The following is a 24,316-nucleotide window of genomic DNA, read 5'->3' as shown; positions in this document are numbered from 1 at the left end:
GGGAACTGTCCACGCTCATTGTGCACAACTCTTGTGCATAGGGAGTGTGCAGAGATACTGTGCACGCATGGCCGAGCAGAAGGACCGCCCGTACACCCATCTCGAGCTCACCGCCGAGGCGGCCAAGGTGCTCGCGCACCCGCTGCGCTCGCGGCTGCTCGGCGCCCTGCGGCGCGGCGGCCCGGCGTCGGCGACCGCGCTCGCGGCCGAGCTGACCACGAACACCGGCGCGACGAGCTACCACCTGCGCAAGATGGAGTCCGTCGGGCTCGTGGCCGACACCCAGGAGGGACGCGGCAAGGAGCGGATCTGGAAGGCCGCCACGCAGAGCCACGGGTGGAACGACTCCGACTTCGCCGGCGACGAGGACGCGCGCACGGCCCTCGGCTGGCTGGTGCGCGACTACCACCGGCAGTTCGACACGAACTACAGCCACTGGCTCGACGTCGCCGAGTCGTGGCCCGCCGAGTGGCAGGACGTCTCCGGCATGACCGACACCTGGGTGGACGTGACGCCCGAGCAGGCCCGTGCCCTGGAGGACGAGCTCGAGGCCGTCGTCAACAAGTACCTGCGTCTCGGCACCGGCGACCCGCGCGCCCGGCGCCTGCACCTGTGGCGGTTCACGTTCCCGCTCGACGCCGACGACGTGCCGGACGACGGCACTGCGTCCGACGGCGGCGCGTCCGACGGCGTGGCCGGGCGATGACCGCCCTGTCGCCGGCTGCCGCGCGCCGGGTCTTCCTCCTGCTCAGCGCGACCCGCTGGTTCCCCGTCGGGCTGGTGGTGGCCGTCACGACCCTGCTGCCCATCGAGCGCGGGCTGTCCGTCACGCAGACCCTCACGCTCGCGTCCATCACCGGGATCGTCGTGTTCGCCCTCGAGCTGCCGACCGGCGGGACGGCGGACGCGCTCGGCCGCCGGCCCGTGCTGGTGGCGGCGGCGTCGATGCAGGTGCTCGCCGCGACCCTGTTCGCGACGGCGCAGAGCTTCTGGGCGTTCGCGCTCGCTGCCGCCGCGATGGGCACCTTCCGGGCGCTGGACTCCGGGCCGATGGAGGCCTGGTTCGTCGACACCGTGCACGCCACCACCCCGGGCGCCGACGTCGACCGGACGCTGTCGCAGCAGGGCGGGGTCATGGGCACGGCGATGGCGGTGGGAGCACTGGCCTCCAGCGCCCTGGTGTGGTGGCACCCCGTGACGGCCTGGTCGGCGCTCACGCTGCCGTACGTCGTCTACGCCGTGCTCGCCGTCGCGCACCTCGTGATGGTGTGCGTGCTGCTCCAGGAGGACCGGCCGGTCCCGGCGGGCGCGCGTGTCGCGCCCGGCCGGTCGAGGGCACGTCGTGCCCTCGCGGAGGCCCGCCGCACGCCGGCGGTGATCGCCGACGGGCTGCGGCTGGCGGGTTCCAATCGCGTGCTGCTGGGCCTGCTGCTCGTCGAGCTGTTCTGGTCGGTCGCGATGGTCGCGTACGAGTCGCTCATGCCGATCCGGCTGTCCGAGCTGCTCGGCAGCGAGCAGGAGGCCGGGGCGATCATGGGGGTGGTCGCGTCGGCGGGCTGGGGGGTGTTCGCCCTCGGGTCGGCGCTCGCCGGCCTGGCCTCGCGCCGCATCGGCGTCGTGCGCGCGGCGATGATCACCCGGGTGCTCAACGGCCTGGGCGTGGTCTGGATGGGGCTCACCGCGGGGCCGGCCGGGCTGGTCGTGGCGTACCTCGTGACCTACTCCCTGCACGGGGCGGGCGGGCCCACGTACCAGGCGCTGCTGCACCGGGAGGCCGAGTCGCGCAACCGCTCCACCGTGCTGTCGATGGCGTCCATGGTGGCGTTCGTGTCGTACGCGCTCGCGTCGCCCGTGCTCGGCCGGTTCTCCGAGCTGACCTCCACGCCGGTCGCGATGATCGTCGCCGGCACGTTCAGCATCCTCGGGGTGCTCTGCTTCCTGCCCGCCCGACGGCACGAGCGCGCGCTGGTGGCCTCCGGCCGGGCCGCCGTCAGCGTCTGACGGCGGCCGAGCCCGCCCCCAGGGGCCGGCCCTCCACAGACTGACCAGGGCCGCACCCGCGGTCGTGGCGCGGCGGCCAGCCTGGGCGCCATGGACGACGCACCCGAGCCGCTCGCGGCGAGCACCCGCACCCTGCCGACCTCCGCCCGCGCCGAGCTCCCGTGGCTCACCGGCCCGCCGGGGACACGGCGCACCGGCCGCACCGCGCGGACGGTGGCCGTCGTCGGCGCATGCGGCGGGGCCGGGACGAGCACGCTCGCCGCGGCCGTGGCGCACGGGCTGCGGCGCTCCGGCGAGCCCGCCGTGCTCGTGGACCTCGACGTCCCCGGGCCCGGGCAGGACGTGCTGCTCGGGATCGAGGACGAGCCCGGCGCGCGATGGCCGGAGCTCGCCGCCGCGCGCGGCGACGTCGACGGCGAGGGGCTCCTCGCCGCGCTGCCGCGGTGGCGCACGGTGCCCGTGCTGTCCGCGAGCCGGCAGCAGCCGGACCCGCCCGACGACGCCGTCGTCCTCGACGTGACGACCGCCCTCCTGAGGGCCGGCGAGAGCGTCGTCCTGGACCTGCCGCGGCCCACGGCATGGTCGCGGGCCGCCGGCCTGCTCGCGGCCGCGGCGGACGTGGCGCTGCTCGTCGTCCCCTGCACGGTGCCGGGGGTGGCCGGAGCCGTGGCGACCTGCGCCGGGCTGCACGCCGCGCGGGTGCGCGAGCCCTGGGTCGTGGCCCGCCGGCCCGTGCCAGGTCGTGTCGACGCCGCGGCACTGGAGGCGGCCCTGGGCCTCGACGTCGTCGCCGAGGCACGGTGGGACGGCCGGCTCGCAGACGCCGTCGACCGCGGGGAGGGGCCACCGGTCGGGCGCCGCAGCGCGCTCGGACGGGTGGCCGCCGGCCTGGCCGCGGCGCTGCAGGGGGCGTCGTGAGACCGCGGCCGGTGGAGCGCAGCCTGCTCGACGACGTGCGCGACCGCGTCGCCGGGGCGGCCGTCGACGACGACGCGGTGCGGGCCGCGCTGGTGGCGAGCGGGCGCGTCATCGGCTCCTCCGCGCTGACAGACCTCACGCGGGCCGCGCGCGCCGAGCTCACGGGCGCCGGGCCGCTGCAGGCCCTGCTCGACCAGCCTGGCGTGACCGACGTGCTGGTCAACGGGCCCGACCAGGTGTGGGTGGACCGTGGCGACGGGCTGCACCGGGCCGACCTGGATCTCGGCAGCCCGGCCGCCGTGCGGGCGCTCGCGGTCCGGATGGCGGCCGTGGCCGGCCAGCGGCTCGACGACGCGGCGCCCACCGTCGACGCCCGCATGCCCGACGGCACCCGCCTGCACGCCGTCGTCGACCCCGTGGCGCCGTCGGGCGCCGTGATCGCGCTCCGGGTGCTGCGGCAGGCGACGCTCGACCTCGAGGCGCTCGTCGCCTCCGGCGGGGTGTCGCCACAGTGGCGCCCCACCCTGGCCGCGCTCGTGGGCGGGCGGGCGAACCTGCTCATCAGCGGCGGCACGGGCACGGGCAAGACGACGCTGCTCGCCGCGCTGCTCGGGCTGGTTCCGTCGCGCGAACGGATCCTCGTGGTCGAGGAGGCGCGCGAGCTGGCGCCGCAGCACCCGCACGTCGTGGGGCTGGCCGCGCGGCGCCCCAACGTCGAGGGCGTCGGCGAGGTGAGCCTCACGGACCTCGTGCGGGGCGCCCTGCGGATGCGGCCCGACCGCATCGTCGTCGGCGAGTGCCGCGGCGCCGAGGTGCGCGAGCTGCTGCTCGCCATGAACACCGGCCACGACGGCGGCATGGCCACGGTGCACGCCAACGCCGCCGAGCACGTGCCGGCCCGCCTCGAGGCGCTCGCGGCCCTGGCAGGGATGCCGCGGGAGGCAGTCGCGGCACAGGCGGCGGCCGCCCTGGACGTGGTGCTCCACCTGCGGCGCTCCCGCGGTCGCCGGTACGTCGCCGAGGTCGGCCTGGTGGACCGGGACGACGACGGCCGGCTCGCGGTGCGGCAGGCCGCGCGGTGGGGCGGGGAGGGATCGCCCGTGCCCGGGCCCGCATGGGACGAGCTCGCCGGCCGGTGGTCGGGGTGCTGAGCGTCCTGGCCGGTGCGTGCGTGGGCCTCGCCGTCCTCGCGGTGCTCGCACCGGGCGGCCGTCGCGCCGAGGTGTTGGTCCGGTCTCCCGCGCGCCCTCGGACGGCCCGGTGGCGACGGGCGGCCGGCAGGTCGCCCGCCGCGGCCGGGGACGAGGTCCGGGTGGCGGTCGCGCAGGTGGTCGCGCTGCTGCGTGCCGGCGCCCCGCCGGCCGCGGCCTGGTCGCGGGCCCTCGGGGTACGCGTCGACCTGGCGGGGCTGCCCGACGCCGACGAGCTGGCACCGGTGGTCGGCGGCGCGCAGCACGCCCGGTCGGTGGTGGCCGCCGCCCGGCTCGCCGGCGACGTCGGGGCCCCGCTGGGCGGGGTGCTGGACGCGGTCTCCGGCGCCCTGGTGGCCGAGGCGGAGGCACGTGCGGAACGGGAGGCGTCGCTGGCCGGCCCGCGGGCCACGACGCAGGTGCTCCTGTGGCTGCCCGTGCTCGGGGCGCTGCTCGGGTGGGCGCTCGGCGCCGACCCGCTCGCGACGGCCACCGACGGCGGCGCCGGGACCGCGGCCGTCTCGCTCGGCGTGCTCCTCCTGGTGGCCGGGCGGCTGTGGACGGGGCGCCTCGTCGCCGCGGCCCGCACGGCGGGGGAGGGGACGGCATGAGCGGCGGACCGGCCGTCGTCGCGTCAGCGGTCGGGCTGCTGGTGCTCGTCGCGGCGTCGCCGTGGTGGGCCGCCGGTCGAGGGGCGCGTCGTCGCGCCGGGCACCAGGTCGCGGGCGCCGGTCCGGGCGAGGCCGGGATCGGGGGTCCGGGCGGAGCTGCCGGTGGCGTCGGTGCGTCGCCGGACGCCGGGCCGGACGCCGAGCTGCCCGTGCTGCTGGAGCTGCTCGCCGCGGCCATGCGGGCCGGCGCGGGGGTGCCGCGGGCGCTCGAGGCGACGGCGGACGCCGTGCGGGGGAACGACGCGCCCGCCCTGCGCGCGGCCGCCGAGGCCCTGCGCCTGGGAGCGGACTGGGACACCGCCTGGCGGGGAGCGCCCGCACGGCTCGGACCGCTGCGCCGCGCCCTGCGCGGGGCATGGGTGGACGGCGCGGCGTCGTCCGACGCCCTGCGCGCCGCGCGGGACGAGGCGCTGCACGAACGGCGCGCCGCGGCCGCGACGGCCGCGGCCCGCCTCGGCGTGCGGCTCGTGCTGCCGCTCGGGGCGTGCTTCCTGCCGGCCTTCGTGCTGGTCGGCCTCGCCCCGGTGCTCATCGCGCTGGGCGTCGACCTGCTGTCCGGCTGACAGGACGACCCGACCCTGCGTGCGCCCCAAGGTCCGGCGCATCACGACGTCCGGCCGACCGGCCGGAGGAACGAGGAGGAGGAACACGATGAGGAACACGACGGAGACCGGGGACGGCGAACGCGCCCCCGGCGGGCGCGATGAGGAGCAGCACGCCAGGGCGGGCACCCAGGAGCTCGACCCCGAGGCGGGGCTGGCGACAGCGGAGTACGCCGTGGCCACGGTCGCGGCGGTCGGGTTCGCAGGGCTGCTCATCGCGGTGCTGAAGAGCGACACGGTGCGAGGCCTGCTGGAGAGCATCATCAGCTCGGCGCTGTCGGTCTGATGCACCGGCATCGCAGCAGCGAGGTACGTGCCGCCGATCCGCAGCGCGGCGCGGTCACCGCCGAGCTCGCCGTCGGGCTGCCCGTGGTGGTGCTCCTGCTGGTCGCGGTGCTGACCCTCACGGCCGCGTCCACGGCGCAGATGCGCGCCCTGGACGCGGCCCGTGCCGGGGCGCGCGCCTACGCGATCGGCGAGGACGACGCCGCCGTGCGGCAGACGGTCGCGCGGGTGGGCGGCGACGACGCCCAGCTCGGCGTCAGCCGCGACGACACGTGGGTGCGGGTCACCGTGACCCGCCCGGTCGTGGGCGGCTGGTTCGCCGCGGCGCCGTTGCGCGCCACCGGCGAGGCGACGGCGTGGGTGGAGCCGTGAGGCGGGAACGCGGGGCGGGCACGGTCCTCGTGCTCGCGCTCGCCGCCGTCGTCGTGCTCATGGCGCTCGCCGTCGGCGCGCTGGGGTCCGCCCAGCGCGCCCGGGGCACGGCGCAGGCGGCGGCCGACCTGGGTGCGCTGGCCGCGGCGACCGCCCTGCGGCACGGCGCCGACGCGTGCGCGACCGCCGGCGAGGCGGTCCGGCGCAACGGTGCCGGGCTCGCGGCGTGCGCGCCGGAGCCCGGCGGGGTGGTGGGTGTCACGACCACGCGGGCGGCCGTCGGCACGGACGACGGGCCGTGGCGCGGGCTGCTCGGCGACGCCCGGGCCCACGCACGGGCCGGGCCGCGACCCGCCGAGCTGCCGCCGCCCGGGCCCTCGGGCGCGCACGCGCCGCCTGCCTCGCCGGTGCCGCGGGGGACGCCGTGACCGCGGCGCGACGACGCCGGGCCGGAGCACCTCGGACAGGTGCTCCGACCCGGCGCCCCGGTCGTCGAACCGGTTGTCGAACCGGTTGTCGAACCGGTTGTCGAACCGGTTGTCGAACCGGTTGTCGAACCGGTTGTCGAACCGGTTGTCGAACCGGTTGTCGAACCGGTTGTCGAACCGGGTCAGTCCGGGATGACGACCCCCGTCAGCGGCGCGACCAACGGGTCGATCTCGTCCGCGTCGGGGACCTGCGACGCGCCGGGGGCGAAGCTCGCCCGCGGGCCGGTGACCGGCAGGTCCAGCGTCGTCGCGCCGAGGTCGACGGAGTACTCGGACGCGGCCGGGTCCACCGTGACGGTGGCACCGCGGTCGGTCCCCATGACGACGAGCCCGAGCTGGTGGCCGGCCGGGACGACCAGGTCGTTCGCCTGCATCTCGACCGTCAGGCGGTGCGTGCCCGCCCCGTCGAGACGTGCCCAGCCGCGGGCGAGGACCTGCAGGTCCGTGGGGCCGATGCGGCGCTCGACGTCGAGGTAGCACGCGTCGTCGACCGCCGACGCGGCGCCCCAGCAGGACTCGGTCTCGAGCGTGAGCGCCCCGTCGCCCTGCGGCAGCACTCGGTCGGCAGGGCCGTAGTCGACGAGGCCGACCGTGACCTGCCCGGTCGGTGCGTCGCTGGAGAGGGTCGTGGTCACCGACGGGGTGCCGGAGACCCGCAGGTCGTCGCGGAGCGTCCCCGTCGTGAACAGCAGGCGGTGCGGGTTCTCGCCCGCGCCGAGCGCCTGGCTGAACCGCTGGGAGGGGTCGTTGACCCAGTCCGCGTCGACGGCAGGGCCGCCGGCGCCGAGGCTCAGCGAGCCGTCGGCCTTGGGGCGGAGCTTCGTCGTGCGCTTCGCCGCGGGCCAGTCGTCCTGCTCGACCCACTCGTCCGGCGCGACCTCGACCCGGACGGCCGGCTCCCGGTCGATGCCGTTGCGGACGCCGTGCAGCTCGTGGTCGAACCAGCGGTGCAGGGTGTCGACCCACGCGGCGCGGTCCGAGTCGAACGGATCCACGTGCCCGAGCCGGGAGAGCCACATCTTGCGGTCCACGCCGTGCTCGCCCAGCGCCTCCCACCAGCGCGAGAAGTTCGGGGTGTCGACGTTGGTGTCCTGCAGCCCGTGCATGACGAACACGGACGCCGTGACCTGCGAGGCGTCGCCGAGCGTCCCCGCCCGGTAGTCGCGCTCGTCCCAGAACGCGTTGTGCGCCCCGGTGTCGTCGGCCGAGTCGGCCGTCATCTGCTCGAGCTGTGCGGAGCAGCTCGTCGCCTCGTGCCGGTCGCCCGCGACGTACTCCGACAGCCACGCGGGGTACCCGGTGGAGAAGGGGAGGCCCTGCGCCCGGTCGTAGTCGTACCAGGAGGAGATGGCGGCGATCGGCACGATCGTCTCGAGGCCCTCGACGCCGGTCGCGGCGACCCCGTTCGCCAGGGTCCCGTCGTACGACTTGCCGATCATGCCGGTGGCGCCCGTGCTCCACGACGCCTCGGCGGGGGTCCCGTCGGCGTAGGACGCCGTGCCGCGGCCGTTCAGCCAGTCCACCACGGCCTTGACCGACAGGATGTCGGACGGGCCGCCGTGGTCGGTGCAGCCGGTCGAGCGGCCGGTGCCCGCCATGTCGACCGCCACGAAGGCGTACCCGCGCGGCACGAAGTAGTTGTCGTAGAACAGCGGGAAGGACTCGATGGTCCCGTCCGCGTCGTAGGTCTTGAGCTCGCTCTCGTTGCCGCGCCCGCAGCAGGAGTAGTACGGGCTGGCGTCCATGACGACAGGCACCTCGGCCTCGCCGTTGAGCTCGGCGGGGCGGATCAGGTCGGCGGCGATGCGCTCGGGCTGCCCGTCGCCGTCCAGGTCCGGCGCGTCGACCCAGACCGACTCCTTGATCGCGTCGCCGTAGGAGTAGACGGGAGCGGTGGCCCCGTCGTCGCCCAGGACATAGGGCTGCCCGTCAGCGGCCGGTGGTGGGGCGGCCGGCGCCGCGGTGGCCGGCACCGCGGCACCCGCCGCGACGACGAGGCCGGTGAACGCCGCGACGAGCGCGGCCCCGACCGGGCGGGACGAACGTCTGCCAGAACCTCGGGACACTCCCATGTGCTTTCCCTCCGACGGGCCGATGGTGGCGCTCGCAACGTACCGAGGTCACCGGGGTGGCGCCACGGCAACGACCGCGGCGCCACCACGGCCGGAGGGCCGGCGTCAGGAGGGGTTCACGTGGAACAGCGCCGCGCGCTCGCTGATCTTCCGGGCGCGCGCGAGCCGCGGCTTGTCGGAGCCGTCGCGGATCACGGACCCCGAGGCCTCGAAGTCGGCGAGGAAGTCGACGGCCCACGCGACGTCGGCGCTGGACGGGCTGAACGACTCGTTGATGACCGCGGGGGTCTCCAGGTCGAGGCAGAGCTTGCCGGTGAGGCCGAGGGCCACGCCGTCGGCGGACTGCTCGCGCAGCAGGGAGTGGCTGGTGCCGACCGTCGGGCCGTCGATCGGCCCCGGCAGGCCGCCGATGCGGCTGGCGGTGACGAGGCGCGAGCGCGGGTACGCCATCGCGAGCGACTCGTTGGCGGTGCCAGTGTCCCGGCGGTAGTCGCCCGAGCCGAACGCCAGGCGGAACGCGCCGGGCGCGCGCGCGATGCTCACCGCGTCCTCGATGCCGAGGGCCGACTCGACGAGCGGGATGACGGGCACGTTGCCACCGAGGCGCTGTGCGGTGTCGACCACCTGGTCCGGGGACTCGGTCTTGGCGAGCATGACGCCCAGCAGGCCGTCGGCGTCCCACAGCGCGCGGATGTCGTCGGCCCACGCCTGCGAGCCGCGCTCGTTGATCCGCACCCAGGCGCGCCCGCCGCCCGCGAACCAGTCGAGGACCTTGGAGCGGGCCTCACCCTTGAGGCTGTCGTCGACCGCGTCCTCGCAGTCGAGGATGACCTGGTCGGCGCGAGAGAGCTGGGCGTCGTCGAAGGCGTCGGCCCGCAGGGCGGACAGCAGGAGCCACGAGCGGGAGTTGGCGGCGTCGACGCGCGTCTCCTCGCGAGAACGTCGGCGTTCGGCGAGGTCGATATCGATAGTCACCCCATGATCGTAGATTCTGCGGGCGCGTGGCTCAGTACCGCATCCAACAAGCGCACGGCCGCGGACTTGTCGAGTGGGGCGTTGTCGCTGCCGCACTTCGGCGACTGCACGCACGCGGGGCAGCCCTCGGCGCACGTGCACGCGGCGATCGCGTCCCGCGTCGCCTGCAGCCACCGCGCGCCGAGCCGGAAGCCGCGCTCGGCGAAGCCCGCGCCGCCGGGGTACGCGTCGTACACGAACACGGTCGCCTGGCCGGTGTCCGCGTGCAGCGCGGTCGAGACCCCGCCGAGGTCCCAGCGGTCGCAGGTGGCGAGCAGGGGCAGCAGCCCGATCGACGCGTGCTCGGCGGCGTGCAGGGCCCCCGGCGCCTCGTCTTCGCTCACGCCCGCGGCGCGCAGCACGAAGTCGGGCACCGACCACCAGACCGCCGTCGTGGCCAGAGTGCGCGACGGCAGGTCGAGCGGCTCGGTGCCGAGCACCTGCATGTCCGGCAGCCGGCGCCGCTGGAAGCTCACGACCTGGCTCGTCACCTCGACCGGGCCGAGCCCCCACGTGACGGGCCCCCACTCGTGCTCGACGACCGGCCGCCCCTCGTGGTCGTCCTCCACCGCGATCTCCATCACCTCGCGCGACCAGGTGGCGTGGTCGACGTCGCGGCGCACCACGAGCGCCACCCCGTCGTCGAGGTCGAGGTGGTCGACGACGAACGTCGTCCCCTGGTGCGTGTACACGGCGCCGTCGTGCACCTGCCCGTCGGCCGAGCCGGCGTCGACCGTGCCGAGCAGCCGTCCCGTGGTCGCCTCGACCACGCGCACGGGCCGCCCGCCCGAGCCGCGCAGGTCCGCCATCGCGGAGGCCGGCTGCGCGTGGGTCCAGTACCAGCCCGACCGACGGCGTCGCAGCGCACCCCGGGCGACCAGCACGTCCAGGACCTCGCGCACCACGGCGGGATCGCCGAACGCGGCCAGGTCGTCCGTGCGCAGCGGCACCTCCTGCGCGGCCGCGCACAGCTGCGGGGCCAGCACGTGCGGGTTGGCCGGGTCGAAGACCGTGGCCTCGAGCGGGGCGTCGAGGAGGGCCTCGGGGTGCGTGACGAGATAGGTGTCGAGGGGGTCCTCGCGCGCGACAAACGCGACCAGGCCGTCCGCGCCGGCGCGGCCCGCGCGGCCGGCCTGCTGCCACAGGGACACCCGGGTGCCCGGCCAGCCCGCGACCAGGACGGCGTCCAGCCCGGAGACGTCCACCCCCAGCTCGAGGGCGCTGGTGGTGGCGAGCCCGCGCACGGCGCCGGTGCGCAGCGCCTGCTCCAGCTCACGACGCTCCTCCGGCAGGTACCCGCCGCGGTAGCTCGCCACGCGGGCGGCGAGGTCGTCCGGCGCCCCGCGCAGGTGGTCGCGCGCCCGCTGGGCCACGGACTCCGCGCCCCGGCGCGAGCGGGTGAACGCGAGCGTGCGCGCCCCGTGGGCGGTGAGGTCGGCCAGCAGGTCGGCGACCTCCGCGGTGGCGGAGCGGCGCGGGTGCGGCGCGGCCGCGTCGGGCGTGACGACGGCCTCCGCCTCGCGCTCGGTGTGCCCCGGGTCGAGGGGGTCCGGCAGCGCCCACGGGTCGTCGGCCGCGGGCTCGTCGCCGGCCCCCGACCGCTCGAACCCGGCGATCTCCGGCGGCTGCCACAGCGCGACCGTGCGGCGGCCTGCGGGGGAGGCGTCGGCCGTGACGGTGACGACCTCGTCCGGGGAGACGCCCACCAGGCGCGCGGTGCTCACCGCCGGCTCGGCCGTCGTCGCGCTGGCGACGACGAACACCGGCCCGCCGGCGAGGTTCTCCGGGGCGGCGCCGCTTGCGCCAGGGCTCGCGCCAGGGCCAGGGTCGGGGCGCGGGGCGTGGTGCGCCGCGAGCCGAGCCAACCGGCGCAGCACCAGCGACACGTGCGCGCCGAAGACCCCCCGGTACGCGTGGCCCTCGTCCACCACGACGTAGCGCAGGGAGCGCAGCAGCCGCGCCCAGCGGCGGTGGTTCGGCAGCAGCGAGAAGTGCAGGAAGTCGGGGTTGGTCAGCACCACGTCGGCGTGCTCGACGACCCACCGGCGCTCGTCCGGCCCGGTGTCGCCGTCGCAGGTCGCGACCCGCAGCCCCGACGGCGCGGTGGGGCTGACGCCCATGGCGGTCACGAGGCGCTCCAGCCCCACGAGCTGGTCGGCCGCCAGCGCCTTCGTCGGCGCGAGGTACAGGACGGTGCCGCGCCGGGCGGCGGGCTCGATCCGGCCGGGGTCGGCGGCCTCGGCACGGGCACGGGCCCGCACCGCCGTGAGCGCCGGGAGCCAGAACGCCAGCGACTTGCCCGACCCGGTCGACGTCGCGAGCGCCACGTGCCGCCCACCGTGCGCCGCGTCCGCCGCGACGACCTGGTGCGCCCAGGGCCGTTCGACGCCGAGCGCCCGGTACCCCGCGACGACGTCCGGGTCGGCCCAGTCCGGCCACTCGCCCGTGACGCCCGCTCGGGCGGGGAACGTGCGCGCGTGCGTGAGCCGGTCGGCGCGGGCGCCGTGCGCGGTCAGCACGTCCAGCAGCGGGTGCCGGTCCGGGTCGTGGGGCAGGGCGTCGGGCACGGAGCAGGTCAGCCGAGCAGCGCGGCGCCCATGGCGCGCGACAGGTACCAGGGGTCGACGACGGCCGTGAGCTCGCGCGCGGAGTGCATCGACAGGATGGCGGCGCCGACGTCCACCACCCGGATGCCGAGGCGCGTGGCGGTGATCGGCCCGATCGTCGACCCGCACGGGATGGTGTTGTTCGAGACGAACTCCTGGCTCGGCACCCCCGCCGCGGCGCAGGCGGCGTGCCAGCGCGCGGCGCCGTGCGCGTCGGTGGCGTACCGCTGGTTCGCGTTGATCTTGAGGATCGGCCCGCCGCCGGCGACGGGGTGGTTGGCCGGGTCATGACGCTCGGGGTAGTTCGGGTGCACGGCGTGCCCGACGTCGGACGACACGCACCACGACGCCGCGAACGCCCGCTGCCGCCCCGCCTCACCGGCGCCGAGCCCCGTCGACACCCGGCGCAGCACGTCCTCGAGGAACGGGCCGGCGGCACCCGAGCGGGAGCCGGAGCCGATCTCCTCGTGGTCGAACGCGGCGAGCACGCCGATGCCGGTGAGCTCCGCCGGGTCGGCGCCCAGCAGCGCGGTCAGCGCGGCGTGCGTGGAGAGCAGGTTGTCCAGGCGGCCCGACGCCCACAGGGCCTCGCCCGCGCCGAACGCGCGCGGCGCCTGGGTGTCCGCGACGACGACGTCGTAGCCGAGGACGTCGGCCGCGTCGACGCCGGCGCCGTCGTCCGCCGTCGCGGCGAGCGCCGCGAGCACGTCGGCGTCCGCGACGTCGCCGAGCCCGAAGACCGGCTGCGTGTGGCGCTGCTTGTCGAGGGCGAGACCGTCGTTGACGGACCGGTCCAGGTGCACGGCCAGCTGCGGGATGCGGGCGAACGGGCCGGTGCGCACGAGGTGCTCGCCGCCGTCCGCCGTCACGACGCGCCCCGCCAGCTCCAGCTCGCGGTCGAGCCACGAGTTGAGCAGCGGCCCGCCGTAGACCTCGACGCCGGCCTGCTGCCAGCCGTGGCCGCCGGTCGTGGGGCGCGGCTTGAGTTTGAACCCGGGGGAGTCGGTGTGCGTGCCCAGGACCGTGAACGGCGTCGTCGGGCCCGCGGCCGGCGGGACGACGACGGCGATCGCGGCGCCGTCGCGCACGACGACGTACCGGCCCCCGGGAGCCAGGTCCCAGGCGTCCGTCTCGGTCAGGCGGGTGAAGCCGGCCGCCTCGGCGCGGCGGGCGACCTCCGCCGCCGCGTGGTACGACGACGGCGACGCGGTGACGAAGGCGCCGAGGTCCTCGGCGTGGGCGCGGGCGGCTTCCGGGACGGGCTCGAACGGCATGTCCGGCATCTTCCCACGCGCGCGGGGCGGAGGGTCAGCCCCCGGCCCGCTCCTCCCACGAGCCGTCGCCGGCGACGGTGACCGTGAACGGGGCGGAGAGGACCAGGTCGCCCGCGGCGACGTCCTCGGGCCACAGCCGGGAGAGCGCCCGCACCTCGTACTCGCCGGGCGGCAGGTCGGTGTCGAAGGACGTCTGGCCCTCCGCACGCCCGCCGGGGGCGCAGGTGGTGCTCGGGTAGTCGCTCGCGAGGCCGTCCAGCGCCCCGCCGGCCTGCGGCCCGAGCTCGACCGGGCTCTCCGTCATGTTGATCCCCACGTCCACCACGACCCCGTCCTGCGCCCACACCAGGGTCGGGCCGATCGCCAGGGCGTCGGCGGGGACGTCGCCGGGGACGGTGAGCCGGGTCGCGACGGTGAGCACCGGGCTGGTCGCCGGGCCGGCCGCGCCGACGGGACCCGTGGCCCCGAGCGACCAGCCCGCCGGGCCGGCAGGCAGCTCGTCGACCGCCATGCCGCAGACCAGCTCCGTGCCCTCGAGCCAGCCCGGCTGGTAGCCGTCGTCGATCACGTCGACGGCGGACGGGCCCTGCGCGTGGTCGGGCGCGTCGTCGGGAGCCGCGTCGTCCTGCTCGGTGCCCTCTCCGGTGCCTTCTCCGGTGCCGGACTCCTCCGGCTCGGGCGTGGGCGAGGGAGTCACCGCCGGCCCGGGCAGCGGCGTGGGCGGGTCGGGCAGCAGGGCGGCGCCACCGAGGGCGAGCATCCCGGCGACGGCGAGCGTCGTCGCCCCGATCCCGGCCTGCTTGGCCGCGCGGCGCCGGCGCACCCGGCCCCGGACCGCTCCGAGCGCACCGTCGGGCGCGTCGCCCAGGGCCGACGAGGCGGCGCCGAGGCCTGCCAGCGCGTCGAGCTCGCGGCGGAGCGCCTCGTCGGTGCGGGCGTCCGCCCAGTCGTCGCGGGCGTGGTTGCCGGTCATCGTGCGGCCCTCCGGTCCGTGGTCACATGGCCGGCGGTGCGGCCGTCCCGCTCGTCGGGCACGCGGAGCACGTCGCGCAGGCTCGCCGTCGCGTCCGCCAGGTAGCGCTTGACGGTGCCCTGCGCGAGGCCGAGCGCTTCGGCCACCTGCGGCACCGTGAGGTCCTCGAAGTACCGCAGGACGACGCACGCCCGCTCCCGCGGGGCGAGCCGCCCCAGCGCCGCGGCGACGTCGGCCCGCGCCGTCGCGCCCGACGCCGCTCCCAGGACCTGGTCGTCGACGGCCACGAGGTGCCGCCGCTCGTTCCACCGCCGTCGTCGCCGGTACTCGTCGAGGTAGAGGGTGAGGATCGCGCGGCGCACGTACGCCTCGCTCGTTCCGCCCTCCAGCGGGTGCACGCCGGGCGCGGTCCGCGGGCCGCGGCGCAGCCGCGAGAACACCTTGACCAGCGCGTCCTGCACCAGGTCCTCCGCCTGCCGCTGGTCGCCGCACAGCACGTAGGCGTACCCGACCAGGGCGCGTCCCCGCCCCCGCGCGAGCTCGGCGAGCTCGTCCTCCCACATGGCCATCAGTGCCTCCTGTGCGCCGTCCTACCCTTCACGACGCACGGGACGCCCGCACCGTTGGGGCGGATCACGATCTTCCGGGCCCGCCGCTCCCGGGACCAGCCGTTCACAGGTCCCGCCGCTCACAGATGGGCGGCGACGCGCTCCAGGGCGGCCGCGCCCACGACGTCGTCGGCCAGCAGCGGGACCTCGTCGGCGGGCAGGTGGCCGAGGGCGTCGCGCAGGGTGCGCAGGTGCGCGGACTCCTGGGCCCGGCGGGCGGCGAGCAGGTCGCCGGCGTCCGCCGGGGAGCGCTTGTTGACGACGAGCCCGCCGACGGGCACGCCGAGCTCCTCGAGCTGCCGGCACAGCCCGATCGTCTCCAGCACGGGCAGCCGCTCGGCCGCGAGGACGGCGACGAACGCCGTGCGGTCGGGGTCCGTGATCACCTCCCGCAGGCGTGCGAACCGGTCGCGGCGCTCGGTCAGGACGTGCCGGATCTCGCTGTCGCGGCGGGCCTCCGCCTCGCCCTGGCCGCCGAGCACCCGGGCCGCCGCCCCCAGCCGTTCCGACCGCTCGCGGCGGCGCAGCAGCCCGTCCGTCCAGGCGCCCATGGTCTCCGGCAGCGCGAGCAGCCGGGCGGTGTGCCCCGACGGGGCGGTGTCGAAGACGACGAGGTCGTGGTCGGCGAGGCCGTCCTCGACGGCCGTCGCGATGCGCTCCAGCACCGCCGCCTCGTGCGTGCCCGGCGCGTCGCGGGCGAGGTCGAGGTGGCGGTCCACCTCCCGCGACAGGTGCTCCGGGGTGAGGCGGTGCAGGGTGCGGCGCACCGCCGCCAGGTGCGCGGCCGCGGTGCGCGCCGGGTCGATCTCGACCCCGTCCACCACGCCGCCCTGCGCACCCCCCGCGCCGTCGAACGGCCCGGCCAGGCGCACGACGTCGTCGCCGACCGTCCGCTGCCACAGGTGACCGAGGTTGTGCGCGGGGTCGGTCGAGACCACCAGCACGCGCCGGCCGGCGCGCGCCTGGGCGAGGGCGGTCGCCGACGCCAACGACGTCTTGCCGACCCCGCCCTTGCCGCCCAGGAACAGCACGCGCCGCCGGGCGGCCAGGTCTAGCAGCACGAGATGCCGTCCAGCGGGGAGCGCTCCATCCCCATCCGGGTGTGCCACTCGTGCACCCGGTCGGCCACGAGCGGCAGCAGCTCGACCGTGTAGTACGACGCGGGGTTCGGCACCCCCAGCGCCTCGGCGAGGACGACCACGGTGAACAGGTCGTCCTCGTCGCGCCGGGCGCGGGAGAGCGTGCGCCGGTACGGCGCCTCGTAGAACTCCCGCAGCCCGGCCGACAGGCTGCGCAGCCCGTCCGTGACGGTGGTGCGCGTCGTCATGCCGTCAGTCCGACCCCACCGTGCCGCCGCGCCCCGACCCGGCGAGCACCGGGTCGTCGGTCTCCGGGTCGAAGGCGCCCTTGCGGGCGGCCTGCATGGCGATCGCGGCCTCGAGGGCGACCCACAGGGAGGCGACCAGGATGACGAGGTCGAGGCCGAGCAGCAGCCAGTTGCCGTCCGCGTAGAACGTGCCGATCTGCACGACCAGCGCGTAGACCGACATCACGAGCACGAACACCAGGGGGATCAGCACGAGGACCGGGTTGCGCTTCTTGCGCAGCAGGACCACCGCGATGATCGCGAGCGTCAGCGACGCGAGCAGCTGGTTGGTGGTGCCGAACAGCGGCCAGATGAGCAGGCCGCCGGAGCCGTCGGCGCCGGCGCTGAAGGTCAGGCCGACACCGACGACGAGCACGATCAGCGTCGCCACGACGTTGCGGACCCGGAACCCCATGATCTCGGCGGCCTCCTGCACGACGAACCGCTGCAGCCGCACCGCGGTGTCCATGGTGGTCGCCGCGAAGAGCACCGCCATGGTCGCCAGGATGGTCGCGGAGAGCGACACGGGGATGCCGAGGCCGGCGTTGACGATGGCGCCGCCGCCTTCGACGAACGCCGCGACCCCGCCCTCGTTGAACGCGCTGTACACGGCCTCCCAGTCGGCGAGCGTCTGGTACCCGGCCGTGGCGGCGATGATCGCGCCGAGGGCGAGCAGGCCCTCACCGACCGCGCCGAAGTAGCCGACGAAGCGACCGTCGGTCTCCTTGTCGAGCTGCTTCGCGGACGTCCCGGACGAGACCATGCCGTGGAAGCCGGAGATCGCGCCGCAGGCGATGGTGACGAACAGCAGCGGCACGATGCTGGGCGTGCCCTCGGGCACGGCGTGGTTGACGGCCGGGGCGACGATGGTCGGGCTGGCGAACAGCACCGACAGGTACAGGATGCCCAGGCCGATGAACAGCTGGACGCCGTTGATGTAGTCGCGGGGCTGGAGCAGGACCCACACGGGCAGCAGCGACGCGACGCCGGCGTAGACGAACAGCGCCACGATCCAGAAGGTCGCGGGCGTCATCCCGAGGACGGTCTCGGGCAGCACGACCGGGAAGCGGTCGCCGACGAGGATCAGCGAGTACAGGGCGACGACGCCGATGACCGTGGTGAGCAGCAGGTTCATCTTCCAGCGGTAGATCATCTGGCCGATGACGGCGGCCACGGCGATCGCGCCCCACACGGGGATGACCGACGTCGGCGTCGAGATGAGCAGGTTCGTGATGACGGTCGCGAACGCGGCCACCACCATGAGCAGCAGCAGGAAGATCACGACGAGGAACAGGTTGCGCCCGCGGGCGCCGATGTAGCGGCCCGACAGCATGCCCATCGACTGGCCCTTGTTGCGGACCGAGGCCCACAGCGCGCCCATGTCGTGCATGCCGGCGAAGAAGACGGTGCCGAGCGTGACCCACAGGAAGGCGGGGAGCCAGCCCCAGATCACGGCGACGGCGGGCCCGACGATCGGGGCGGCGCCCGCGACCGAGGTGAAGTGGTGGCCCCACAGCACGAACTTGTTGGTCGGCACGTAGTCGACGCCGTCGGTCAGCTCGTGCGAGGGGGTGCGGAACTCGGCGTTGAGCCGGTAGACGCGGCGCGCGAGGTACTTCGAGTAGACGAAGTACCCGGCGAGCATCATGGCGATGCCGATGATGGCGAGCACCAGGGAGTTCACGGTGGCTCCGTTCTGTCGTCGTTGACGGTTCGGCGGGACGCGGTGCGGTTTGTGTGGGAAGTGTAGAGGCCACCGCGAGCGGCGCCGACGGCGCCGGCGTCGCGGGTTGTTCGTGACGGCCGTCACATGTGGGTAGACTCACGCGCATCCCGCCGTCAACGGCGCCGGCGGGACCTTCCGGACCACCCGGCCGGGCCTCGACGACGTGGCACGGGCGGGCCCGGCGGGGGTCGAGGCAGCAGTACGTCGAGGAGGACGGATGCTCACGTTCGGATCCAGCAGCATCACGATCGTCGCGGTCATCGGGGTGATCGCGCTGGCCGCGCTGGTGTGCGCGGCGGTCATGCGGAAGCAGGTGCTGGCGGCGCCCGAGGGCTCGCCGGGCATGCAGGACATCGCGAAGGGCGTGCAGGAGGGGGCCTCGGCCTACCTCAACAGGCAGTTCCGCACGCTCGCGCTGTTCGCCGTCGTGGTCTTCGCGCTGCTGTTCCTGCTGCCGGGCGACGGCGGCATCCGCGTGGGCCGGTCGATCGCGTTCCTCTTCGGCGCGGGCTTCTCCGCCGCCATCGGCTACCTCGGCATGTGGCTGGCCGTGCGGGCGAACGTCCGCGTCGCCTCCGCCGCGACCCGCCCGGGCGGCCGTGCGGAGGGCGCGCGGATCGCGTTCCGCACCGGCGGCGTCGTCGGGATGTCGGTCGTGGGCCTGGGCCTGCTCGGCGCGGCGCTCGTCGTGCTGTTCTACCGCACCGACGCCCCCGCCGTCCTGGAAGGGTTCGGCTTCGGTGCCGCGCTGCTCGCGATGTTCATGCGGGTCGGCGGCGGCATCTTCACCAAGGCGGCCGACGTCGGCGCCGACCTGGTGGGCAAGGTCGAGCAGGGCATCCCCGAGGACGACCCGCGCAACGCCGCCACCATCGCCGACAACGTGGGCGACAACGTCGGCGACTGCGCCGGCATGGCCGCCGACCTCTTCGAGTCCTACGCCGTGACGCTCGTCGCCGCCCTCATCCTCGGCAAGGCCGCAATGGGCGAGCAGGGCCTCGTCTTCCCGCTCATCGTCACCGCGATCGGCGCCCTGGTCGCCCTGCTGGGCGTGCTCGTCACCCGGGTGCGCGGCAACGAGAACGGGCTCAAGGCCATCAACCGCGGGTTCTACCTGTCGGCCGTCGTCGGCGCCCTGCTGGCCGCCGTCGCCGCGTTCACCTACCTGCCGTCGTCGTTCTCCGAGCTGGCGGGCACCGCCGACCTCGGCGACGTCACCTCCGACCCGCGCGTCGTCGCGTCCCTGGCCGTGGTCATCGGCGTCGTCCTCGCCGGGATCATCCTGTGGATCACGGGCTACTTCACGGGCACGACGTCGAAGCCGACGCTGCACGTGGCCGCCACGTCGCGCACGGGCGCCGCGACCGTGGTCCTGTCCGGCATCGGGGTGGGCTTCGAGTCCGCCGTCTACACCGCGGGCGTCATCGCCGCCGCGATCTGCGGCGTGTTCCTGCTGGCGGGCGGCTCGATCTGGCTCTCGCTGTTCCTCGTGGCGCTCGCGGGCTGCGGGCTGCTGACCACGGTGGGCGTGATCGTCGCGATGGACACCTTCGGGCCGGTCAGCGACAACGCCCAGGGCATCGCCGAGATGTCGGGCGAGGTGGACGAGGAGGGCGCCCAGATCCTCACCGACCTCGACGCCGTAGGCAACACCACGAAGGCCATCACCAAGGGCATCGCCATCGCGACGGCCGTGCTCGCCGCCACGGCGCTGTTCGGCTCCTACGCCGACGCCGTGGGCACCGCGATGGCCGAGGTGCAGGAGATCGGCACCGGGCTCGTGCCCGCCATGCTCAGCTTCGAGATCATCTCCCCGGTCACGCTGGTCGGCGTGATCCTCGGCGCGGCCACGGTCTTCCTGTTCTCCGGGCTGGCGATCGACGCGGTGACGCGGGCCGCCGGCGCGATCGTCTTCGAGGTGCGGCGCCAGTTCCGCGAGCACCCGGGCATCATGACGTTCGACGAGCGGCCCGAGTACGGCAAGGTCGTGGACATCTGCACCAGGGACTCGCTGCGCGAGCTCGCGACGCCCGGCCTGCTGGCCGCGTTCGCGCCCATCGCCGTCGGCTTCGGCCTCGGCGTCGGCCCGCTCGCCGGCTTCCTCGGCGGCGCGATCGGTGCGGGCGTGCTCATGGCGGTGTTCCTCGCCAACTCCGGCGGTGCGTGGGACAACGCGAAGAAGATCGTCGAGGACGGCGCCTTCGGCGGCAAGGGCTCCGAGGCGCACGAGGCGACCATCATCGGCGACACCGTGGGCGACCCGTTCAAGGACACCGCCGGGCCCGCGATCAACCCGCTCATCAAGGTCATGAACCTCGTGGCGCTGCTGATCGCGCCGGCGGTCGTGATTCTGAGCGTTCCCGCCGACGCGAACCAGGTGCTGCGCATCGGCATCGCCGTCGTGGCGGCCGCCGTCGCCTTCGGGGCGGTCATCGTGTCCCGGCTGCGTGCGGCGCGGGTCGACCGGGAGCAGGCGGACGAGACCGCGGCGGTCCCCGCGAGGTAGCCCCGCGGGGCCGTGGTGGCGTCAGACCGGGGACCGTTCGCGACCGAACGGTCCCCGGTCTCACGCCCGCGACCTTCGGTGCGGGCGCGGGGGCTACTGGCCCGTGCGGCCGTCGATGCACTCGCGCAGCAGGTCGGCGTGGCCCAGGTGCCGGGCGTACTCCTCGACGAGGTGCTCGAGGATGTCGCGGACGGGGGTGCTGCCGCCGTCGAAGGGGACGTCGCGCGCCATGTCGGCGTCGGTCTGGGTGGCGAGCCAGGCGTCCGCGGCCGCGGTCTCGCGCCGCCACGCCTCCCACGCCTGGTCGACGACGGCGGGGTCGGCGACCGCCCCGTCGAAGGGCGCGTCGGGGCCGCCGTCGGCCGCGTAGAGCTTCGGCAGCTCGGGCTGGCCCTGCAGCACCCGGCGGAACCAGGAGTGCTCGACCCCGGCCAGGTGCCGCACGAGCCCCAGGAGCGAGAGCGTCGACGGCGGCACGGAGCGGCGCGCGAGCTGCTCGGCGTCGAGCCCCTCGCACTTCATCTCCAGCGTCGCGCGGTAGGTGCGCAGGTAGGACCAGTGAGTCTGCAGCTCACCGACCGGGTCCGACCACTGCTCGCGGGGGTCGTCCTGGGGGTCGACCCACATGTCGGGGAAGCGGCGGCTCTCGGAGGAGGACGTCGTGGGGGTGTCGGTCATGGGCGACATCCGACTCCACCGCGTCCTGGGCGCGCAAGGGGATTGACGCACCGGTCGGTCGGCGCGCGCCCGGCGGCACGCGTGGCTGCCGCTCGTGAATTCGGTGTTTCCGGCCGTGCCGAGTTGCCCGCCGCACGCCATGCTGGACGCGGACGTGCGACGGCGCAGGTCCGCGGCGGGACGACGACGTGCCGCCCGACGACAGGAGAAGGAGACCCATGAAGCTCCCACGCACCGTCGCGGTGCTCGGCACCCTCGCCCTCGCCGCGACGACGTTCGCCGGCCCCGCTGCCGCGGACGATCGACCCGACCGCCCGGGGCGCGGGCCGGAGCGCGACACGCCGGCCGCGGGCGCGACGTCGTTCGCCGAGCTGGCACGCACCGCGCAGGAGGACCGCGGCGGACCGGGCGGCCACGACCCGGCGGGCGGCGCGATCGAGATGCCCCGTGCGTACCCGCACCAGCCCGAGCTCACCGTGTTCCCGCCCAACGACGACGACGCCACCGACCTCAACGGGACCATCAGCCACGCCGACATCGCGCCGCGGCTCACCGAGCTCATGGCGGCGGGCGACCGGGTCTCGACCCAGGTCGTGGGGCAGTCCACCGCCGGTCGCGACCTGTACCTCGTGACGCTGACGGCGCCGGAGTCACGACGGGAGACGGCGCAGCAGACCCGCTGGCGCGAGCAGATCCGCACCGCTCCCGACCGGGCGGCCCGCGACCGGCAGCTCCAGCGCGGCTACAAGACCCCGCTGTGGATCAGCGCCAACATCCACGGCAACGAGTGGGAGGGCACCGACGCGGCGATGCAGGTCATCGAGGACCTGGCGACCTCCGACGACCCGGCCACCGCCGAGCTGCTCGAGCGCCACCGGGTCTACTTCTCCCTCACGCTCAACCCGGACGGCCGCACGATCGGGCAGCGCGCCACCACCCTGAACCTCGACGCGAACCGCGACATGATCACGGGCGCGACGCCGGAGTCACGGTCGTTCGTCGCGACCGCGCAGGCGCTGCAGCCGCTGTACGCGGCGGACTTCCACGGCTACACCGACGTCCTGCAGGTGGAGCCCTGCGGGCCGCCGCACGGCGAGAACTACGAGTACGACCTCTTCATCCCGCACGGGTACGCGATCTCGCGGCAGGTCGAGGACGACGTGGTCGCCGCCGAGATCCCCGGGAACACGTACTACGACCCGGCCACCGACGAGGCCGTCGACGAGAACACGGGTTTCATCAAGATCCCGTACCGCGACACCCCGTCCGGCTGGGACGACTACCCGCCGGTCTTCACCGCCCAGTACGCGGCGTACCACGGCGCGGTGACCAGCACGGTCGAGCTGCCGCACGGGCGCACCGGCCCGACGACGACGCCCGAGGACGCCGTCATCAACACGGCCGTCGCGAAGCAGACGATGACCTCGATGATCGACTACGTCGCCGAGCACCACGACGCGATGCTGGCCGACCAGATCGAGTCCTTCCGTCGTGGCGTGGCGGGCGGCCCGAAGGACGCGCTGACGGCCGAGGACGTGGCCGCCGTCCCGGGCCCGGACGAGTGGAAGCAGCACTGGGACGTCGCCGACGACCAGGACCCGGTCGACCTGCCGCGCGCCTACGTGATCCCCGTGGGCGACGGGCAGCGGTCGGCCGCCGACGCGGAGGCGCTGGTGGACCAGCTGCTGTTCCACGGCGTCGAGGTGGGCACGCTGGCACGCACCACCCGGGTGGACGGCACGACCTACCCGCGAGGGTCGTTCGTCGTCGACCTGCACCAGCCGCTGCGCGGCCTGGCGAACGTCCTGCTCGACCTGGGCACCGACATCTCCCAGAAGGTGCCGTCGATGTACGACATCTCGGCGTGGAGCCTGTCGTCGCTGTGGGGCGCGACGGTCGACAGCGTCGGCTCGACGACGGACCGGCCGGTGGGGCCGGTGCGGCCGCTGCGTGGTGAGCCGTCCGACGGCGGGGTGCCGCGCGGGGCGCCGTTCGTGGCGTTCGACGTCGCCGGCGTCGAGGACCACCGGGCGCTCAACGCGCTCCTCGACGCCGACGCCCCCGTCTGGCTGCTGGACGGCGGGCGCGCCGTCGTCGGGCCGGAGGGCCTGCGGGCGGCGCGGCACGTGGCGAAGGAGCACGACGTGCCCTTCGAGCGGGCGTCGTGGCGTGAGGTCGCGGGCCTGGACGACGCGACGGAGCTCGAGGACCTGACCGTCGCGTACGCGGGAACCCAGGACGACCTGCTGTCGCTCACCGGGCTCGGCTTCGACGATCTGGTGCGCGTGACGGCGGACGGGATCGAGGCGGGCGCGCCGACCGGCAGCACCGGGCTCGAGGACGCCGACGTGCTGTGGGTCGGCTCGCGGCTCGACCTGCCCGCCGGCAGCGCCGGCCGGGCGGCCGTGCAGGAGTGGGTGTCGGACGGTGGCTCGGTCGTCGGGCGCACGGGCGCCGCGTTCGCGGTGGCCGAGACGTACGGGCTGGTCTCCGGCGAGGCCGTCACCGGCAACCGGTCGGGCAACGGCATCGTCGACGTCGAGACCCCGGCCGGCTCCGTCCTCGCGGCGCACGAGCAGGACCACGCGTTCGTCTACCCGGCGACCTGGTTCACCGACCTCGGCGAGGGGACGACGACCGAGCAGGCGTACGCGGCCGACCCGTTCCTGGCCGGCCACTGGGCGCCGTCCGGCTCTGGAGCGGACGGGCCGGACGCCGCCGCCGGGCAGGCGGCCGTCGTCTCCGGCGAGGCGGAGTCGGGGGCGCGGGCCGTCGTCTTCGGCACGTCGCCGTTCTTCCGCACCCACCCCAAGGGAGGCATGAGCCAGGCCGCGCAGGCGCTGTTCTGGGCGGCGTCGGGTAACTGACGCGAGCGTCGGTTCGGCACTCGCGGCATCGGATCGGCAGGAAGGCCTGCCGATCCGATGCCGGGGTGCCGAACGGAACTCAGGCAGGGGAGGCCCGCG

The 24,316-nt window shown here is 75.5% G+C and carries 21 protein-coding genes; 11 read left to right on the top strand and 10 right to left on the bottom strand.

The window, feature by feature from the left end; genetic code table 11:
• The first annotated feature begins 67 nt into the window (after positions 1-67).
• The 9 genes from IEW03_RS01160 (at position 68) to IEW03_RS01120 (ending at position 6,467) form a co-directional block, all read left to right on the top strand.
• The gene (locus tag IEW03_RS01160) at positions 68-706 is read left to right on the top strand and encodes a winged helix-turn-helix domain-containing protein (RefSeq protein WP_188521809.1); all 639 of its coding nucleotides are present in this window, start codon (positions 68-70) and stop codon (positions 704-706) included.
• Entirely contained in the window at positions 703-2,001 is a 1,299-nt protein-coding gene (locus IEW03_RS01155; RefSeq protein WP_188521808.1) for an MFS transporter, read from the top strand. Before IEW03_RS01160 ends, IEW03_RS01155 begins: the two co-directional genes overlap by 4 nt.
• 90 nt (positions 2,002-2,091) lie before the next feature.
• The gene (gene ssd / locus IEW03_RS01150) at positions 2,092-2,919 is read left to right on the top strand and encodes a septum site-determining protein Ssd (RefSeq protein WP_188521807.1); all 828 of its coding nucleotides are present in this window, start codon (positions 2,092-2,094) and stop codon (positions 2,917-2,919) included.
• Positions 2,916-4,070 carry a TadA family conjugal transfer-associated ATPase gene (locus tag IEW03_RS01145; RefSeq protein ID WP_188521806.1) on the top strand — a complete coding sequence of 385 codons (1,155 nt, stop codon included), beginning with the start codon at positions 2,916-2,918 and terminating at the stop codon, positions 4,068-4,070. The genes ssd and IEW03_RS01145 overlap by 4 nt, the downstream gene beginning before the upstream one ends.
• A 161-nt stretch (positions 4,071-4,231) precedes the next feature.
• Positions 4,232-4,720, top strand: a complete 489-nt coding sequence (locus IEW03_RS01140) for a hypothetical protein (RefSeq protein ID WP_229737299.1) — start codon at positions 4,232-4,234, stop codon at positions 4,718-4,720.
• Complete coding sequence (locus IEW03_RS01135; RefSeq protein WP_188521804.1) at positions 4,717-5,343, top strand: type II secretion system F family protein; 627 nt, start codon at positions 4,717-4,719, stop codon at positions 5,341-5,343. Before IEW03_RS01140 ends, IEW03_RS01135 begins: the two co-directional genes overlap by 4 nt.
• An 88-nt stretch (positions 5,344-5,431) precedes the next feature.
• Positions 5,432-5,668, top strand: a complete 237-nt coding sequence (locus tag IEW03_RS01130; RefSeq protein WP_188521803.1) for a DUF4244 domain-containing protein — start codon at positions 5,432-5,434, stop codon at positions 5,666-5,668.
• Positions 5,668-6,039: a TadE family type IV pilus minor pilin gene (locus IEW03_RS01125; protein WP_188521802.1), complete on the top strand. Its 372-nt coding sequence runs from the start codon at positions 5,668-5,670 to the stop codon at positions 6,037-6,039. The genes IEW03_RS01130 and IEW03_RS01125 overlap by 1 nt, the downstream gene beginning before the upstream one ends.
• Positions 6,036-6,467, top strand: coding sequence for an Rv3654c family TadE-like protein (locus tag IEW03_RS01120; protein ID WP_229737298.1), 432 nt, complete (start codon positions 6,036-6,038; stop codon positions 6,465-6,467). The genes IEW03_RS01125 and IEW03_RS01120 overlap by 4 nt, the downstream gene beginning before the upstream one ends.
• 182 nt (positions 6,468-6,649) lie before the next feature.
• Here the strand turns inward: IEW03_RS01120 and IEW03_RS01115 are convergent, their stop codons facing one another.
• The 9 genes from IEW03_RS01115 to IEW03_RS01075 form a co-directional block, all read right to left on the bottom strand.
• Positions 6,650-8,599: a CocE/NonD family hydrolase gene (locus IEW03_RS01115; protein WP_188521800.1), complete on the bottom strand. Its 1,950-nt coding sequence runs from the start codon at positions 8,597-8,599 to the stop codon at positions 6,650-6,652.
• A gap of 105 nt (positions 8,600-8,704) precedes the next feature.
• Positions 8,705-9,574: an HpcH/HpaI aldolase/citrate lyase family protein gene (locus IEW03_RS01110; protein WP_188521799.1), complete on the bottom strand. Its 870-nt coding sequence runs from the start codon at positions 9,572-9,574 to the stop codon at positions 8,705-8,707.
• The gene (locus IEW03_RS01105) at positions 9,571-12,180 is read right to left on the bottom strand and encodes a DEAD/DEAH box helicase (protein ID WP_229737297.1); all 2,610 of its coding nucleotides are present in this window, start codon (positions 12,178-12,180) and stop codon (positions 9,571-9,573) included. Before IEW03_RS01105 ends, IEW03_RS01110 begins: the two co-directional genes overlap by 4 nt.
• Positions 12,181-12,188: 8 nt before the next feature.
• Positions 12,189-13,493, bottom strand: coding sequence for a M18 family aminopeptidase (locus tag IEW03_RS01100; protein ID WP_371870579.1), 1,305 nt, complete (start codon positions 13,491-13,493; stop codon positions 12,189-12,191).
• Between the two features lie 34 nt (positions 13,494-13,527).
• Positions 13,528-14,466 carry a hypothetical protein gene (locus tag IEW03_RS01095; protein WP_188521797.1) on the bottom strand — a complete coding sequence of 313 codons (939 nt, stop codon included), beginning with the start codon at positions 14,464-14,466 and terminating at the stop codon, positions 13,528-13,530.
• Entirely contained in the window at positions 14,463-15,035 is a 573-nt protein-coding gene (locus IEW03_RS01090; RefSeq protein WP_188521796.1) for a sigma-70 family RNA polymerase sigma factor, read from the bottom strand. The genes IEW03_RS01095 and IEW03_RS01090 overlap by 4 nt, the downstream gene beginning before the upstream one ends.
• Positions 15,036-15,154: 119 nt before the next feature.
• A complete protein-coding gene (locus IEW03_RS01085) occupies positions 15,155-16,135 on the bottom strand; it encodes an ArsA family ATPase (RefSeq protein WP_188521795.1) in 981 nt (326 codons plus the stop codon).
• Entirely contained in the window at positions 16,126-16,401 is a 276-nt protein-coding gene (locus IEW03_RS01080; protein WP_188521794.1) for a cory-CC-star protein, read from the bottom strand. The genes IEW03_RS01085 and IEW03_RS01080 overlap by 10 nt, the downstream gene beginning before the upstream one ends.
• A 4-nt stretch (positions 16,402-16,405) precedes the next feature.
• Complete coding sequence (locus tag IEW03_RS01075; protein WP_188521793.1) at positions 16,406-18,124, bottom strand: carbon starvation CstA family protein; 1,719 nt, start codon at positions 18,122-18,124, stop codon at positions 16,406-16,408.
• Between the two features lie 259 nt (positions 18,125-18,383).
• Between IEW03_RS01075 and IEW03_RS01070 the strand changes: the two genes are divergently transcribed.
• Positions 18,384-20,672: a sodium-translocating pyrophosphatase gene (locus IEW03_RS01070; protein WP_188521792.1), complete on the top strand. Its 2,289-nt coding sequence runs from the start codon at positions 18,384-18,386 to the stop codon at positions 20,670-20,672.
• Between the two features lie 93 nt (positions 20,673-20,765).
• On the opposite strand, the gene IEW03_RS01065 is transcribed toward IEW03_RS01070, so the two are convergent.
• Positions 20,766-21,350, bottom strand: coding sequence for a DinB family protein (locus IEW03_RS01065; protein WP_229737296.1), 585 nt, complete (start codon positions 21,348-21,350; stop codon positions 20,766-20,768).
• A 218-nt stretch (positions 21,351-21,568) separates the two neighbouring features.
• Between IEW03_RS01065 and IEW03_RS01060 the strand changes: the two genes are divergently transcribed.
• The gene (locus IEW03_RS01060; RefSeq protein WP_188521790.1) at positions 21,569-24,217 is read left to right on the top strand and encodes a M14 family zinc carboxypeptidase; all 2,649 of its coding nucleotides are present in this window, start codon (positions 21,569-21,571) and stop codon (positions 24,215-24,217) included.
• Positions 24,218-24,316 lie beyond the last annotated feature (99 nt).

The organism is Isoptericola cucumis, assembly GCF_014635665.1.
GTDB lineage: Bacteria > Actinomycetota > Actinomycetes > Actinomycetales > Cellulomonadaceae > Isoptericola > Isoptericola cucumis.
The sequence above is the reverse complement of the archived record's forward strand: the minus strand, read 5'-3'. Positions and strand labels throughout refer to the sequence as shown.